The organism is uncultured Stenotrophomonas sp. (genome assembly GCF_913778665.1).
GTDB lineage: Bacteria > Pseudomonadota > Gammaproteobacteria > Xanthomonadales > Xanthomonadaceae > Stenotrophomonas.
On sequence record NZ_CAJYVQ010000008.1, the window covers coordinates 418097 to 433400 of the forward strand.

Genomic DNA, 15304 nt, shown 5'->3' on the forward strand with positions numbered 1-15304 from the left:
AATGATTCGCAAGTATCGCACCCGCGATGCTCGGATTCCAGTGCCAGGCGCGCAGTGGCTTGCGCTGGATCAACGCGGCGGCAACATGCGGTGCGGCATGCTGGCCACTGGCTGACTGGCCTCGGGGTGCAGTCGCAGCCACCCTTGAAACAGGGTGGGGCAACCGCATCTTTCCAGCATTGCCGGCGCGGGCCGGCCCTGATGACCGATGAGGATTCGCAATGCGGATGGACAAGCTCACCTCGCGTTTCCAGCAGGCGCTGGCAGACGCACAGTCGCTGGCCGTGGGCCGCGACAACAGCATCATCGAACCGGTTCACCTGTTCAGTGCGCTGTTGGACCAGCAGGGCGGCAGCACGCGCCCGCTGCTGGCCCAGGCCGGCGTGAACGTACCGGTCCTGCGCGAGCGCCTGACCGAAGCACTGGACGCGCTGCCGAAGGTGTCCGGCCAGGCCGGCAATGTCTCGATGGGCAACGACCTGGGGCGCCTGCTGAACCAGACCGACAAGCTGGCCCAGCAGCACGGTGATGCCTTCATTGCCAGCGAGTGGTTCGTGCTGGCGGCGCTGGACGATGGCGGCACGCTGGGCATGGCACTGCGTGCCGCCGGTGCGGACAAGACCCGCCTGCAGGCCGCGATCGACAAGCTGCGTGGCGGCGAGAACGTGCAGTCGGAGAATGCCGAGGAACAGCGGCAGGCGCTGGAGAAGTACACCATCGACCTGACCGCGCGTGCCGAGAGCGGCAAGCTCGATCCGGTGATCGGCCGTGACGAGGAAATCCGCCGCACCATCCAGGTGCTGCAGCGCCGGACCAAGAACAACCCGGTACTGATTGGCGAGCCCGGCGTGGGCAAGACTGCCATTGTCGAAGGGCTGGCCCAGCGCATCATCAATGACGAAGTTCCCGAAGGCCTGCGCGGCAAGCGCGTGCTGTCGCTGGACATGGGCGCGCTGATCGCCGGTGCCAAGTTCCGCGGTGAGTTCGAAGAACGCCTGAAGGGCGTGCTCAACGATCTGGCCAAGAACGAAGGCCAGATCATCCTGTTCATCGACGAACTGCACACCATGGTCGGCGCCGGCAAGGCCGATGGCGCGATGGATGCCGGCAACATGCTGAAGCCGGCGCTGGCGCGTGGCGAGCTGCACTGCATTGGTGCCACCACGCTGGACGAATACCGCAAGTACATCGAGAAGGACGCTGCACTGGAGCGCCGCTTCCAGAAGGTCTTCGTCGGTGAGCCGTCGGTGGAGGACACCATCGCGATCCTGCGCGGGCTGAAGGAAAAGTACGCGGTGCACCACGGCGTTGAGATCACTGACCCGGCCATCGTGGCGGCTGCGACGCTGTCCAACCGCTACATCACCGACCGCCAGCTGCCGGACAAGGCCATCGACCTGATGGACGAGGCCGCCTCGCGCCTGCGCATGGAGATCGACTCCAAGCCGGAGGAGCTGGATCGGCTGGAACGCCGGGTGATCCAGCTGAAGATCCAGCGCGAGATGCTGAAGAAGGAGAAGGACGAGGCCTCGCGGCAGCGCCTGGCCGATCTCGAGAACGACATCGACGGGCTGGAGCGCGAGTTCTCCGACCTCAATGAAATCTGGAAGTCGGAGAAGGCCGCGCTGCAGGGCGCCACCAAGATCAAGGAACAGGTCGAGCAGGCCAAGCTGGAGCTGGAGGCTGCGCAGCGCCGCCAGGATTTCGCCAAGATGAGCGAGATCCAGTACGGCCTGTTGCCGCAGCTGGAAAAGCAGCTGGCCGCGGCGCAGGAAGCCGAGCACAAGGACTTCAAGCTGGTGCAGGACCGGGTCACCGACGAGGAGATCGCCGAAGTCGTGTCGCGCTGGACCGGCATCCCGGTCAACAAGATGCTCGAAGGTGAGCGCGACAAGCTGCTGCGCATGGAAGAGGTGCTGCACAACCGTGTGGTCGGCCAGGAGGAAGCGATCAAGGTCGTCTCCGATGCCGTGCGCCGCTCGCGTGCCGGCCTGTCCGACCCGAACCGTCCGGCCGGCTCGTTCCTGTTCCTCGGCCCGACCGGCGTCGGCAAGACCGAACTGTGCAAGTCGCTGGCCGAGTTCCTGTTCGACAGTGCCGACGCGATGATCCGCATCGACATGAGCGAATTCATGGAGAAGCACAGCGTCGCCCGCCTGATCGGTGCGCCCCCGGGCTACGTCGGCTACGAGGAAGGTGGCTACCTGACCGAGGCCGTGCGCCGTCGCCCATACTCGCTGATCCTCCTGGACGAAGTGGAGAAGGCGCATCCGGATGTGTTCAACATCCTGCTGCAGGTGCTCGACGATGGCCGCCTGACCGATGGCCAGGGCCGTACCGTGGACTTCCGCAACACCGTCATCGTGATGACCTCGAACCTGGGCTCGCACCAGATCCAGGACATGAGCGCCGACGACAGCCCGGAGGCCTACACGCAGATGAAGGCGGCGGTGATGGGCGTGGTGCAGGCGCACTTCCGCCCGGAGTTCATCAACCGCCTGGACGACATCGTGGTGTTCCACCCGCTGGACAAGCAGCAGATCAAGCAGATCGCGCGCATCCAGATGCGTGGCCTGGAGAAGCGCCTGGCCGAGCGCGGGCTGAAGCTGGCAGTGTCCGATGCGGCGTTCGACCTGCTCGGCAACGTCGGCTTCGATCCGGTGTACGGCGCGCGCCCGTTGAAGCGTGCGATCCAGTCGCAGCTGGAAAACCCGCTGGCGCAGCAGATCCTGTCCGGCGCCTTCGTCAACGGCGACACCATCGAAGTCGGCAACGACGGCGGTAACCTGGTGTTCGCCAAGGCGTGAATCATGCGGGGCGCTGCCTGATCGCAGCGCCCCGTTTCCTGCGAAGTACGCCGGGCCATGCCCGGCGCTCACTCAGAAGCGGTGCGTATAACCGCTCATCAAGCCGAACTGGTTCGCCTTCTGCACGATCGGGCTGTCGGCGGCATCGCCAAGCAGGCGCGTGCCTTCGGCCGAGATGTACCAGTTGCCGTTGCGGCCCACGCGGTGGCTCCACTTCAGGCCGATACCGGCACTGACCAGGCCGGCCTTTGGCTTGTGCTGGGCAAAGCCGCTACGCGCCGCCTGTTCCGGGCTGACGCCGTACCAGGTCTCCATGTAACCGCGGTTGCCGTAGTCGGTGGAGACACTGCCGCTGACCACGCCACCGGCCAGGTCGAACAGGGGCATGGTCAGGTTCAAGTGCACCTGCTGGGTGGCCAGGCCGTTCTCGGCCTTGTCCTCATCCTTGCGGGTGAACTGCCAGGAACCGCTCAGCACGGCTTCGCCCAGCGTAAAACCAGCCGAGACGCCGACCAGGGGACGGGTATCGATATCACCCATGCCGCGCAGGAAGTCGGAACCACCGAGCAGGGAGTCCTTTTCCTTGCGGATGCCGCTGGCGCCGACGTAGGCCCGCACGCGGGTGTGCTCGCCGATGGAGGTGCCCCAGCCGATGCCGCTGGTGCCCAGAAACCAGCCTCCCGGCGAGGTGACATCAAAGGACAGCGAAGGCGTCGCACGATACTCCTCGCTGCCGCTGTAGCGCGGCGCCACGCCACCGCCGGCAGCGACCTCGAAGGTCCAGTGGTCATCCTTGGCGTGGGCGATCGGGGCGGCGAACAGCGGCAACAGGGCCAGGCAGAACAGGGCGGGGGAACGGCGAAGCAGGGACATGGAAACTCTCGACAATGGGAGGAAAGCAGCGCGCGCATCCGGCGAGTGCTGCAGGGTCGCTAGCGTGGCGATACGCCGGCGACCGATCCGTCCGCAGTTGTGCGGGAGTTGTAAGCAACTGTAATCGTGCCCGTGGGCGTTCAGCTGGCAGCCAGCGGCCAGTGCATTTCCAGGCGCGCGCCGCCCAGCGTGGCGCGGCTGATGCGCAGCTCGCCGCCGTGTCGGGCGGCGATGCGGTTGACGATGGCCAGGCCCAGGCCGAAGCCGCCGGTATCGCGGCTGCGGCTGTCGTCCAGGCGGGTGAATGGACGCATCACCTTCTCACGATCGGCTTCGGCGATGCCGGGGCCGTCGTCATCCACACGCAGGCAGGCCCGGCCGCCGACGCCGACCAGCGAGACTTCCACCTGCGAATGCGTGTGGCGCAGCGCATTGCCCACCAGATTGCTCAGTGCCAGCTGCAGCAGGCGCGGCTCGGCATCCACCCGTGGCAACGCACTGGGCTGCACGCGCAGGACCACGCCGCCGCGTTCGGCATCACGGCGTGCATCGGCCAGACAGGCCTGCAGCCAGTCGTCGGCTTCGATGCGCTGCATCGGCTCGCCTTCGCTGGGATGCTCCAGACGCTCATAGGCCAGCAGTTCGCTGACCAGCCGGTTGAGTTCGGCCAGATCGCCATGCAGCCCCTGTGCCAGCCGTGCACGGCGTTCGCGATCATCACTGTCCTGCATCAGGTCCAGGCCGAATGCCACGCGCGCGATCGGCGTGCGCAGTTCGTGCGAGATCGCATGGGTCAGGTCGCGCTGGCGCTGCACCAGTTCGGCCACGCGTGCGGCCATGCGGTTGGAATGGTCGACGATGACCCGGATCTGAGAGCGCGGCGAGACCTGGGCGCGTGCCTGCAGATCGCCGGCGCCGATGCGGTCGGCGTGCAGGCGCAGCGCTTCCAGGTCGCGCCAGAGCAGGCGTACCCACGCATACAGGCTGGCACCGACCAGCAGCAGGATGCTGAGGTAGGCGGCAATGGTCATGTACGTTGTCATCTGCACCGCGCCAGGCAGGCGCAGGTGCAACCAGCGCCCATGGATGCCCTCGATGGGCAGCAGCACCTGCTGGTACTGATCGCGCACGATGAAGCCATCGGCCTTTACGGCTGCCTGTTCCTGCGCGTCGAGCGCGGGAGGCGTGGCGAGCAGGGTCAGGGCGATGCCATAGTGGGGCTGCCACTGCTGCAGGCGCTCGCGCTGCTGGCCGGCGTCCAGGCCCGCCAGGCCGCTGCGCAGGGCGTATACCTGTCCGCGCACTTGCTCGACGAACACGCGATCCTGCACGGGCGTGTAGATGCCGTCCAGGATGTGGTTGAGGAAAAACACCGACACCAGGAAGCAGGCACCGGTGACAAACCACAACCACAGGAACAGCCGCTTCATGCGGTCCAGGCCGACGGGTTGAACTGGTAGCCGCGGCCCCACACGGTCTTGATCCGCCGCGGTTCGCGCGCGTCATCGCCCAGCTTGCGGCGCAGCTTGCCGATGCTGACATCGACACTACGGTCCAGGCCGTCGAAGCCGATGCCGCGCACCGCCTGCAGGATCTGGTCGCGCGACAGGATCTGCCCCGGCTGGCTGGCCAGCAGCCACAGGATCTCGAATTCGGTGGTGCCCATGTCTACCGGCTGGCCATGCAGATGCACCTCGCGCTGCATGCGGTCGATCAGCAGTTCACCATGCATCAGTCGGCAGGGCGTGCCGGTGTTGCTGCTGCCGTGGCGGCGGCGCAGCAGCGCGCGCAGGCGCGCCAGCAGCAGGCGTGGTTCGATCGGCTTGTGCACGTAATCGTCGGCGCCCGATTCCAGGCCCAGTACCTGCTCGATATCGTCCTCGCAGGCGGTCAGCATCAGGATCGGCACATCGGAGAAGCTGCGGATCTGTCGGCATACGTCGATGCCGCCGAGGCCGGGCAGCATCAGGTCCAGCACCACCAGCTCCGGCGCATGCTGGCGGCAGGCCGCGCCAGCCAGGTCGCCACGAGCGATGTGCTGCACGGCAAATCCATGCTCGTGCAGGTAGTCGCTGACCAGTTCGGCCAGGCGACGATCATCTTCCACCAGCAGGACCTGGGTGGGTGTGCCGCTGGCGGCGGGTGTCCAAGGGGATGGCTGCATGCGCGTTGGGCCTCCGTGCCCGGGCAGGAGCGCCCGGCGGCGAAGCCTAGCAACGGCCCATGACCGCTGCCTGAATCGCGGCCAACCTGATAACCGGCGGTACGGACGTCATCGCCAGCGGCTCTCAGTGCCACGCCCCGGCTGGCCTATGGTGGCGGTTTCCCCGGATGGAGCCTGGCGCAATGAGCGACCCGCAGTGGCAACTGGAAACCCTGGCCGTGCACGGCGGCTACCGTCCCGACCCGACCACCCGCGCGGTGGCGGTGCCGATCTACCAGACGGTTGCGTACGCCTTCGATGACACCCAGCACGGGGCCGACCTGTTCGACCTGAAGGTGCCAGGCAATATCTACACCCGCATCATGAACCCCACCACCGACGTGCTGGAGCAGCGCCTGGCCGCCCTGGAAGGTGGCATCGGCGCACTCGCGCTGGCCTCGGGACAGGCCGCGATCACCTATGCCATCCAGACCATTGCCGAAGCCGGTGACAACATCGTCGCCTCCAGCGCGCTGTACGGCGGCAGCCTCAACCTGCTGGCGCACACGCTGCCGCAGTACGGTATCCAGGCGCGTTTCGCCGATCCTGCCGATCCAGCTGCGTTCGCTGCGCTGATCGACGACCGCACCAAGGCGGTGTTCGTCGAATCGATCGGCAACCCGCGCGGCAACGTCACCGACATCGCCACCATCGCCGAGGTCGCGCATGCCGCCGGCGTGCCGCTGATCGTCGACAACACAGTGGCCACACCGTTCCTGCTGCGCCCGTTCGAGCACGGCGCCGACATCGTGGTGCATTCATTGACCAAGTACCTGGGCGGCCACGGCAACAGCCTGGGCGGTGCAATCATCGACTCGGGGCGTTTCGACTGGGCCGCGCAGCCAAAGCGTTTTGCCCGCCTCAACCAGCCCGATCCCAGCTACCACGGCGTGGTTTACACCGAAGCACTGGGCCCTGCCGCCTACATCGGCCGCGCGCGGGTGGTGCCACTGCGGAATACCGGTGCGGCGCTGTCGCCGTTCAATGCGTTCCTGATCCTGCAGGGCATCGAGACCCTGGCCCTGCGCATGGAACGCATCAACGCCAACGCACTGGCCGTCGCGCAGTACCTGCAGGCGCATGACAAGGTTGCCTGGGTGCGATACGCCGGGTTGGCCGACGATCCGGAACATGCTGCCGCACAGCGCTACCTTGGCGGGCACGGCTCGGGCGTGTTGACCTTCGGCCTGCCCGGCGGCCGCGAGGCAGGCGCACGTTTCCTCGATGCGCTGAAGCTGTTCACCCGGCTGGTGAACCTGGGTGACGCCAAATCGCTGGCGACCCATCCAGCGTCCACCACCCATCGCCAGCTGGATGCCGCTGAACTGGCCAAAGCGGGTGTGAGCGAGGACACCGTGCGGCTGTCGATCGGCATCGAACACATCGGCGACCTGCGCGCGGACCTGGAGCAGGCGCTGGCGGGCGCCTGATAGCCGCGCGCTTGGTGCATATCGCCACAGGCGATCACCACCGGTGCCGCGATGCGCTACGGTGGAACTGCCTCTCCAAGGCGTGGCAACGTGGCGATCCAGATCCCCGGTCGATGCGGGTCGACCGGGGATTTTTTTGTTTCCGGGGTCAGATCCGTTTTCCTGTGGAAAACGGATCTGAGCCTTGCGCCGACGTGTCGACCCAGGTCGGCACCTGCCAAGGCAGAACGCCGTTCCGACAGATCGCAGGAATCTGTCGAAGGCGGGGTGGGTCCGGTTGCAGGGGCGTGAGCGCCATGGATGGCGCGACCGAGCCTCCATGGACGGATTCACGGCGTCCCCTGCAACCGGACCCGCCCCGCCATCCCACGGATAGTCAGCTTTTGCTTTTGCCGTTGCCTTGGCAGGTGCAGGGCTGCAAGCCCTGCCGCACCCACACCCCTCACACCACCGGAATGCTGTGCTGCCCCAGATTCCGGTACGGCGGCGTGGACATGATCATCTCCGCCAGCGAATAGGCCAGCTCGCGCTCGGCCATCACCGTGCCATCGGCGCCGTGTTCCAGCAGATGCTTCACTTCGGCATCGCTGTGCGCGCGTGCCAGCAGGGTCAGGTCCGGGTTGATCGCGCGCAGCTTGGCCAGCGCCTCACCGGCTTCCAGCGGCTGCGGAATCGCCAGCACCGCGATCTTGGCGCGCTCCGGATGGGCCTCGGCCAGCACCCGGTCGGCGGCGGCACTGCCGCGGATCGCCGCCAGGCCCTTGGCATGCGCCTGTTCGACATGTTCCTTGTTGTCATCGATCACCAGCACCGGCACGCCGCGATCACGCAGCACCTGCGCCAGCTCGCTGCCGACGCGGCCGTAACCGATCACGATGGCGTGGCCATGCAGGTCGCGGGACGGGCCGATGGCCTCCGGCGGCTCCGGTGCCTGCGGTTGCTGCTCCTGCTTGGCCTGCCAGCGGTCGAGCAGGCCGAACACCAGCGGGTTGAGCATGATCGACACCAGCGCACCGGCCAGCACCAGCGACTGGCCTTCCTTCGGCAGGATCTGCAGAGCCACGCCGAGGCCGGCGATGATGAAGGCGAACTCGCCGATCTGCGCCAGGCTGGCCGAGATGGTCAGCGCGGTGCTGGTCGGGTGGCCGAATGCACGCACGATGAAGAAGGCGGCGGCCGACTTGCCGAACATGATGATCAGCACCGTGGCCAGCACCTGCCACGGATGCTGGATGAGGATGTTGGGGTCGAACAGCATGCCGACCGACACAAAGAACAGCACCGCAAATGCGTCGCGCAGCGGCAGCGAATCGGTCGCGGCCTTGTGGCTCAATTCCGATTCGTTGAGCAGCATGCCGGCGAAGAACGCGCCCAGCGCGAACGAGACACCGAACAGCATGGCCGAGCCGAACGCTACGCCCAGCGCGATCGCCAGCACCGACAGGGTGAACAGTTCGCGCGAACCGGTACCGGCGATGCGTTCGAGGATCCACGGGATGACCCGGCGGCCGACCACCAGCATCACCGCCACGAACAGGCCCAGCTGCACGAACGTCCAGCCGATGTCGGCCAGCACGCTGCCCAGCGAGTGCGATTCCTTGGCCGCATCGGGACCGAACACGCCGGCCATCACCGGCATCATCACCAGCGCCAGTACGCAGGCCAGGTCTTCCACGATCAGCCAGCCGACCGCGATCTTGCCGCGCATGGTTTCCAGCAGGCGGCGTTCCTCCATCGCCCGCAGCAGCACCACGGTACTGGCGGTGGCCAGCGAGAAACCGAAGATGACGCCATGGATGGCCGGCCAGCCCATCAGCGAGGCCACACCCCAGCCGAGCAGGGTGGCGACTGCGATCTGGCCGATGGCACCGGGGATGGCGATGGCCTTGACCGCCATCAGGTCCTTCAGCGAGAAATGCAGGCCGACGCCGAACATCAGCAGCATCACACCCAGCTCGGCCAGCTGATTGGCCAGCGCCTGGTCAGCGACGAAGCCGGGGGTGAACGGGCCTACACAGATGCCAGCAACCAGGTAACCGACCAGGGGAGACAAGCGGAGCTTGTTGGCCAGCGCGCCAAAGATGAAGGCGAGCCCCAGGCCAACGGCCACGATGTTGATCAGGTCGGTGTCATGGTGCATCGGCACTCGCAGAAATCGGGGGGATGCCCCGATTTTCACCGATGAGGCCAGATACGGCAAACCCGCCGGCCACGTGCCGTGGCCGGCGGGTTTGCCCACGCATTTCTACCCCCGCCTTCTACTGGATATGCGGCGAGGGTATTCCGGCCAGCGGCCGGCACTGCCGCTTACCAAGTGTACTTGATCCGCCCGTACACATACGCGCCGTTGAAGCCGAACGGCGAGTAGTTGCTGTACGGCAGCATGCCGAAGGTGGAATTCTGCAGGTCTTCGGTGCGGTCCGGGTATTTGTCCAGCAGGTTGTCGGCGCCCACGGTCAGGGTCCAGTTGCTGCTCGGCTTGTAGCTGGCCGAGGCATCCACGACCCAGGCATCGCCGTAGGTCTGGTCGCGCAGCGCGGTGGCCGAGTTGCGCACGGTGAACTTGCCGTAGCGGGTCGCCGCCAAGCCCAGTTCCCAGTGGTCCGAACGCCAGGTGCTGCTCAGGATCGCCTTGTCGCGCGGGTAGCTGTCCTCGATGCGGCCGATCTCATCACGGCCGATCAGCGACTGGGTCAGGCCCAGCGTGCCAAACACCGCCGGGGTGCCGCTGACGCGGCGCACTTCGGTGTCGTTGTAGCTGTAGGCGGCGGTCAGTTCCAGGCTGCTGGCACTGAACGGCACCGTGTAGCTGGACACGAAGTCGACGCCGCGGGTGCGCGTATCCAGGCCGTTGGTGAAGTACGAGAACGCGGTCACCTGCGGCAGGCCGAGGGTGCCCAGCAGCGCGCTGGTGGCGGCGTTGGTGGTGATGCTGGACGACAGCGCGATGCGGTCATCGATGTCGATCTGGTAGGCATCGACGGTGATGTACAGGCGGTCCACCGGCTGCAGCACCAGGCCCAGGCTGTAGGAGGTGGAGGTCTCGGCCTTCAGCGGCGAGGCGCCCAGCGCCTGCGCGGCCGGGCTGGTGGTCGGGAAGGTGCCGCGTTCAACGAACACGCCATTGAGGAACTGGCTGGTGACGGCCTGGTAACCCTGCTGCGCCAGCGACGGTGCACGGAAGCCACTGGACGCGGTAGCGCGCAGCGCGACCTTGTCGGTGAACGCGTAGCGCGCCGACAGCTTGCCGGAGAAGCGGTCGCCGAAGTCCGAGTAGTCCTCGTAGCGGCCGGTGATGCCCGCCGAGAACTTCTCGGTCAGGTCCGCTTCCAGGCCTGCATAGACCGCGTAGTTGTGGCGGTCGGCATGCACTTCATTGGTCGGGGTGAAGCCCGCGAAGCCCTGCGCGCCGCTCCCGGTGTACGAGTTCAGCTCGCCCGGCTTCTGGTCCCATTTCTCCTTGCGGTACTCACCACCGAAGGACAGCGTGACCGGGTAGGCCAGGCCCCAGTCCAGCGACTTGGTCAGGTCGGCGTTGAAGATGTCCTGCTGGTACTTCAGCGTGCCGTCGTAGAACGAGCGCGGACTGGTCGCACCGAGGCTGTAGTTGATGCTGTTGCGGGTGTGGAAATCGAGGGTGTTCTCGCCATGGTTCAGGCTCAGGTCCCAGGTCCAGCCGTTGTCGGTGTTGCCCTTGACCCCGGCCACCAGCGAACGGTCCTTGGAATACTGGTTGATCTCCGGCACGTAGCCATCCGGGTAGGTCTGCGCCAGCAGCGCGCTCTGCCCGCTGTGGTTGCGCGAGCGGTAGAACGCGAACGAGGTGATGTCGCGGTTGCTGAGCAGCGCGCTGGCGTAGCCGGTCACGTGGTCGCTGAAGTCGAAGCTGGCGTTGGCCGAGGCGGCGGTGGCATCCACGCGCGGGTCGCCGACGATGAAGGTCTTCTGGCCGATGCTCGGGAAGTTGCCGGTATTCGGCGTGGTGCCGCGGTACGGGCCGGCGCGGTTGCTCTCGTCCTGCTGGCTGATCTGGCCGGCCACGTGCACACGGCCACGGCCGTTGCCGAACTCGACGCCGGTATCGCCGGACAGCTGGTACTTGTTGCCGTCGCCGGCCGAGTACTGGCCGTAGTCCACCGCCAGGCTGCCGCCACGGCCACTGCCCTTGAGCACGATGTTGATGACGCCGGCGATGGCGTCCGAGCCGTACTGTGCCGACGCGCCGTCGCGCAGCACTTCCACGCGCTCGATGGCAGCGATCGGGATCGCGTTGATGTCCACCGCCGACGAGCCACGGCCGATGCTGCCGTTGACGTTGATCATCGCCGAGGTGTGGCGGCGCTTGCCGTTGACCAGCACCAGCACCTGGTCCGGCGACAGGCCGCGCAGCTGCGCCGGGCGCACGCCGCTGGTGCCGTCGGTCAGGGCCGGGCGCGGGAAGTTCAGCGAGGGCAGCGCGCGCGACAGCGCCGTGGCCAGTTCGCTGGTGCCGGTGGACTGCAGTGTTTCGGGGGTAATGATGTCGATCGGCGACTGCGATTCGGCCACAGTGCGGTCGGCCACGCGGGTGCCGGTGACGATCACTGTGTCCAGGGTGTTGGCGGCGGTGCCGGCCTGCTGGGCAGCGGCGACGAACGGAGAGCCACCGAGTGCGACAGCGACGGCGGCGGCGATCAGGCTGGTCTTGCGGGTCATCGGGATGGGGCTCCGGTTGGCAGGGGCGGCACCGGAATCGACATCACGGGGGTGAGGCGGACGGCGGTTGTTGCGGTGCGCAATACAGCAATTAACGGGATATTCAGTGCGTGTCAAATGCCGGGCGTCAGAAAAAACGTTGCAGCAGCAACCATTTAGCGACAGCTGGCAGTGGCGCGGCGTGGGGGTCCGGGACTGCGCGGGGCCGACGAGGGAGAGAGTTGGCCTGCCGCCGCGCATCCCGGGACGCGTCAAGTATTCGTTAACGCTAGAATTGCGTCGCAGGAACAGTGCTCACCAGCACATTCCATCCGGTTATATGGACCCCTCCCCCGATGATCTCCCTTCGTAATTTCGCCTTGCGCCGCGGCGAGCGGCTGCTGTTGTCCAATGTCGACCTGACCCTGCACGCCGGTTACCGGGTAGGTGTGGTCGGCCGCAACGGTGCTGGCAAGTCCAGCCTGTTCGCGGCGGTGAAGGGCGAGCTGGAGGCCGACAAGGGTGACGTCGACCTGCCCGGCAAGGTCCGTATCGCCAGCGTGGCCCAGGAAACTCCGTCGCTGCCGGACCCGGCGCTGAGCTTCGTGCTGGGCGGCGATACCGAGGTGGCCGCGGTGCTGGCCGAAGAGGCCGAGGCAACCGCCCGCGAAGACTGGGAGGCGGTGGCCAACGCACACACGAAGATGGCCGAGATGGGCGCCTACGACGCCGAAGCGCGCGCCGGCAAGCTGCTGCACGGCCTGGGCTTCCCCGCCGAGACGCACCACCGCGCGGTGTCCTCGTTCTCCGGTGGCTGGCGCGTGCGCCTGAACCTGGCCCGCGCGCTGATGATGCCCAGCGACCTGCTGCTGCTCGACGAACCGACCAACCACTTGGATCTGGACGCGGTGTACTGGCTGGAGCAGTGGCTGCTGAAGTACCCGGGTACCCTGCTGCTGATCTCGCATGACCGCGAGTTCCTCGACAACGTCGCCACCCACACCCTGCACCTGCACGGTGGCGGCGCCAAGCTCTACCCGGGCGGCTATACCGATTTCGAGCGCCAGCGCGCCGAACAGCTGCGCCAGCAGCAGATCGCGCACGAGAAGGAACAGGCCGAGCGCGCGCACCTGCAGAGCTTCATCGACCGTTTCAAGGCGCAGGCCAGCAAGGCCGCGCAGGCGCAGAGCCGCATGAAGCGCCTGGCCAAGCTGGCCGGCACCGAAGCGGTGCGTGCCGAGCGCGAGTTCCGCATCGAGTTCGCGCCGCCGGCCAAACTGCCGTTCTCGCTGATCCGCCTGAACCACGTCGAGGCCGGCTACGGCAAGGACGCGGTAATCCTGCACAACGTCGGCTTCGGCCTGGAAGCGGGCCAGCGCATCGGCCTGCTCGGCCCGAACGGTGCGGGCAAGACCACGCTGGTGAAGACCCTGGTGGGCGAGCTGGCGCCGATCGTCGGCGAGCGCATGGCGCACCCGGACCTGAAGATCGGCTACTTCGCCCAGCACACGGTGGAGTCGCTGCACGAAGGCCAGTCGCCGATGGAGCACTTCCGCGAGATCGCCCCGGACGCACCCAACCAGTCGTTCCGCGATTTCCTCGGCAAGTGGAATTTCCCGGGTGACCGCGCGTTCGAGCCGGTCGATGGCTTCTCCGGTGGCGAACGTGCCCGCCTGGCACTGGCGCTGATCGCTTGGCAGCAGCCGAACGTACTGCTGCTGGACGAACCGACCAACCACCTCGACCTGGAAATGCGCGAGGCGCTGGCCGAAGCACTGGCCACCTTCGAGGGCGCGATCGTGATGGTCTCGCATGACCGCCACCTGATCGGCCTGGTCTGCGATACCTACTGGCGTGTGGCCGATGGCGTGGTCGAGCCGTTCGACGGCGATCTGGATGCCTACGCCGCCTGGCTGCGTACCCGCCCTCAGGCACAGGGTACCAAGGCGCGCATGGAGCAGGTGGAAGAGCCGGTGGTGGTCAAGACCGCGCCGGTGGCGCAGGTGGTGCAGAAGAAGCCGGTGAACCCGCACAAGCTGGCCGCTGCCGAAGCCAGGGTGGCCGAGCTGGAAGGGGTACTGGCCGAACTGGACCGGCAGCTGGCCGACCCGGCCAACTACGCCGATGCCACCCGCATGGCCGTGCTTGGCCGCGATCGGGAAACCGCCGCCGCGCAGCTGGAAAAGGCTGAAGCGGCGTGGATGGAGCTGCTGGAGTCCTGACCGGTCGTGCCGGCCAGCGGCCGACTGGCTCTTCTGTAGAGCCGAGCCACGCTCGGCTTTCGCACGCAGCGCGGCATTGGACACAGAGCAGCCGGGCGCGGGCTCGGCGCTACATCATCCCTGCGCCTGCAGCCACTCGCGGAAACGCTTTGCCGGCTCACGCTCGGCGCGAGAGCGCAGCCGGGTCAGCCAGTAGCGGCCCAGCTCCAGCGTGGTGCTGAACGGCTGCAGCAACCGGCCCTCGGCCAGCTCCTGCTCGAACATGCGCAACGGCAGCAGCGCCACGCCGGCACCGCCAGCCGCCGCCATCGCCACCGTCAACGACGAATCGAACACCGGCCCGCGTGCTTCCACGCCGTTGACACCCGCCGCCTGCAACCAGCGCGGCCATTCGTCGCTGCGGTAGGAGCGCAGCAGCGGCACCGAGCCCAGGTCGCGCGGCTGTTTCAGCCGACGTGCCAGGGCCGGTGCGCACAGTGGCGCGAATGGCGCGTCGAGGATTGCGGTGCAGGCCTGGCCCTGCCAGTCGCCGTCGCCGAAGCGGATCGCCAGGTCAAGGCCTTCGCCAGCCAGATCGATGCGATTGTTGTGGGTCTGCAGGCGCAGCTCGATGTCCGGGTGGGCGGCCTCGAACGCGGCCAGCCGCGGCAGCAGCCAGCCGGTGGCGAAGGTGCCGACCACACCGAGGGTCAGCACCTCACGCGCCGGCCCGCCGGTGTAGCGCGCGATGCTGGCCGAGATGCGTTCGAACGATTCGTTGAGCACCGGATACAGCGCGGCGCCTTCATCGGTGAGGGCGACACCGCGCGGCAGGCGGTGGAACAGGCGGATGCCGAGACGGTCCTCCAGGCCTCGGATCTGATGGCTCAGCGCCGCTTGGCTGACGCACAGCTCCAGTGCGGCACGGGTGAAGTTCTGATGGCGGGCGGCGGCTTCGAAGGCGCGCAGCGCGTTCAGCGGCAGGGTGGGGTGCAGCATGGCGCAGTCGTGAGCTGGAATGATGGCTGATCGTAACCCGTTATCTGTAAGTGCCGTCAATTAAGGGGTTGAATGCGCAACACATGAATTGAACTAATGTCTGGCGATGATTTTTTG

Annotated in this window: 9 protein-coding genes; 3 read left to right on the top strand and 6 right to left on the bottom strand. The window is 66.9% G+C overall.

Annotated features, from left to right (window positions below; translation table 11 throughout):
- The first annotated feature begins 221 nt into the window (after positions 1-221).
- On the top strand, positions 222-2807 hold the full coding sequence (gene clpB / locus QZ853_RS10590) for an ATP-dependent chaperone ClpB (RefSeq protein ID WP_295572817.1): 2586 nt from the start codon (positions 222-224) through the stop codon (positions 2805-2807).
- A 72-nt stretch (positions 2808-2879) separates the two neighbouring features.
- Here the strand turns inward: clpB and QZ853_RS10595 are convergent, their stop codons facing one another.
- From QZ853_RS10595 to QZ853_RS10605, 3 genes are all read right to left on the bottom strand, one after another.
- The gene (locus QZ853_RS10595; protein ID WP_295572819.1) at positions 2880-3680 is read right to left on the bottom strand and encodes a MipA/OmpV family protein; all 801 of its coding nucleotides are present in this window, start codon (positions 3678-3680) and stop codon (positions 2880-2882) included.
- 140 nt (positions 3681-3820) lie between these two features.
- Positions 3821-5110 (bottom strand): ATP-binding protein, encoded by a 1290-nt coding sequence (locus QZ853_RS10600; RefSeq protein WP_295572821.1) that lies wholly within the window; start codon positions 5108-5110, stop codon positions 3821-3823.
- Positions 5107-5844 (bottom strand): response regulator transcription factor, encoded by a 738-nt coding sequence (locus QZ853_RS10605; RefSeq protein ID WP_295572824.1) that lies wholly within the window; start codon positions 5842-5844, stop codon positions 5107-5109. The genes QZ853_RS10600 and QZ853_RS10605 overlap by 4 nt, the downstream gene beginning before the upstream one ends.
- A gap of 182 nt (positions 5845-6026) precedes the next feature.
- On the opposite strand from QZ853_RS10605, the gene QZ853_RS10610 reads away from it, so the two are divergent.
- The gene (locus tag QZ853_RS10610) at positions 6027-7313 is read left to right on the top strand and encodes an aminotransferase class I/II-fold pyridoxal phosphate-dependent enzyme (protein WP_295572827.1); all 1287 of its coding nucleotides are present in this window, start codon (positions 6027-6029) and stop codon (positions 7311-7313) included.
- A gap of 442 nt (positions 7314-7755) precedes the next feature.
- Here the strand turns inward: QZ853_RS10610 and ybaL are convergent, their stop codons facing one another.
- Positions 7756-9453: a YbaL family putative K(+) efflux transporter gene (gene ybaL / locus QZ853_RS10615; RefSeq protein ID WP_295572829.1), complete on the bottom strand. Its 1698-nt coding sequence runs from the start codon at positions 9451-9453 to the stop codon at positions 7756-7758.
- A 167-nt stretch (positions 9454-9620) separates the two neighbouring features.
- The gene (locus QZ853_RS10620) at positions 9621-12008 is read right to left on the bottom strand and encodes a TonB-dependent receptor (RefSeq protein ID WP_295572830.1); all 2388 of its coding nucleotides are present in this window, start codon (positions 12006-12008) and stop codon (positions 9621-9623) included.
- A gap of 335 nt (positions 12009-12343) precedes the next feature.
- Between QZ853_RS10620 and QZ853_RS10625 the strand changes: the two genes are divergently transcribed.
- Positions 12344-14209 (top strand): ABC-F family ATP-binding cassette domain-containing protein, encoded by a 1866-nt coding sequence (locus QZ853_RS10625; RefSeq protein WP_295572833.1) that lies wholly within the window; start codon positions 12344-12346, stop codon positions 14207-14209.
- A gap of 114 nt (positions 14210-14323) precedes the next feature.
- Here QZ853_RS10625 and ampR read toward each other — a convergent pair whose 3' ends face one another.
- Positions 14324-15187: a LysR family transcriptional regulator AmpR gene (gene ampR, locus QZ853_RS10630; RefSeq protein ID WP_295572835.1), complete on the bottom strand. Its 864-nt coding sequence runs from the start codon at positions 15185-15187 to the stop codon at positions 14324-14326.
- Positions 15188-15304 lie beyond the last annotated feature (117 nt).

Bases quoted from the DNA above. Each gene is read 5' to 3' on its own strand.
- clpB (WP_295572817.1), top strand. From the start codon at position 222: ATGCGGATGGACAAGCTCACCTCGCGTTTCCAGCAGGCGCTGGCAGAC.
- QZ853_RS10595 (WP_295572819.1), bottom strand. From the start codon at position 3,680: ATGTCCCTGCTTCGCCGTTCCCCCGCCCTGTTCTGCCTGGCCCTGTTG.
- QZ853_RS10600 (WP_295572821.1), bottom strand. From the start codon at position 5,110: ATGAAGCGGCTGTTCCTGTGGTTGTGGTTTGTCACCGGTGCCTGCTTC.
- QZ853_RS10605 (WP_295572824.1), bottom strand. From the start codon at position 5,844: ATGCAGCCATCCCCTTGGACACCCGCCGCCAGCGGCACACCCACCCAG.
- QZ853_RS10610 (WP_295572827.1), top strand. From the start codon at position 6,027: ATGAGCGACCCGCAGTGGCAACTGGAAACCCTGGCCGTGCACGGCGGC.
- ybaL (WP_295572829.1), bottom strand. From the start codon at position 9,453: ATGCACCATGACACCGACCTGATCAACATCGTGGCCGTTGGCCTGGGG.
- QZ853_RS10620 (WP_295572830.1), bottom strand. From the start codon at position 12,008: ATGACCCGCAAGACCAGCCTGATCGCCGCCGCCGTCGCTGTCGCACTC.
- QZ853_RS10625 (WP_295572833.1), top strand. From the start codon at position 12,344: ATGATCTCCCTTCGTAATTTCGCCTTGCGCCGCGGCGAGCGGCTGCTG.
- ampR (WP_295572835.1), bottom strand. From the start codon at position 15,187: ATGCTGCACCCCACCCTGCCGCTGAACGCGCTGCGCGCCTTCGAAGCC.